General features: G+C 71.2%; 1 protein-coding gene. It reads right to left on the bottom strand.

The genetic code is table 11. The annotated features are described in order from the left end of the window. A partial coding sequence (locus A5700_RS18890) for a PPE family protein (protein WP_156671297.1) occupies nucleotides 1–539 on the bottom strand: 539 nt, incomplete at both ends.

Below are 539 nucleotides of genomic sequence, written 5' to 3'. Positions count from 1 at the left end.
GCCGGCTGCGCCAGCGCCTGCAGGGTCTTGGTCGTGCTGGTCGCCGTGGAGTTGGCCGTCGCGTTGCTGGTCGCGGCGGCCTGGTTGGCCTGACCCGACGGGTTGACCACCTCCGGGGCGTTCTGGAAGGTACTCACCTTCGACGCCGTCGCCGACTGACCGGCATAGGAGTACATCGCGGCGGCGTCCTGGGCCCAGAACTCGCCGTACTGGGTCTCCAGCTGCGCGATCAGCGGGGTGTTCTGCCCCAGCACGTTGGTGGCCTGCAGCTGGGTCACCTGGGTGCGGTTGGCCGCGATCAGCGGCGGCGGCACCGACGAAGCCAGCGCGGTCTCGTACGCCGCCGCGGCGGCCTGGGCCTGGGTGGCCGCCTCCTCGGCCTGCGCGGCCGTCGTGGTCAGCCACGTCACATACGGCTGGGCTGCTTGCGCGGCCGCCGCCGACGCGGTGCCCAGCCAGTCTTCGCTGCTCAGCGCCGTGATCACGTTCTCGTAGTTCAGCGCGGCCGAGTTCAGCTCCGCGGCCAACGCATTCCACGA

Source organism: Mycobacterium sp. E1214, from assembly GCF_001666755.1.
GTDB lineage: Bacteria > Actinomycetota > Actinomycetes > Mycobacteriales > Mycobacteriaceae > Mycobacterium.
Note: the sequence above shows the minus strand (reverse complement) of the source record. Positions and strands in the feature narration are given on the sequence as shown.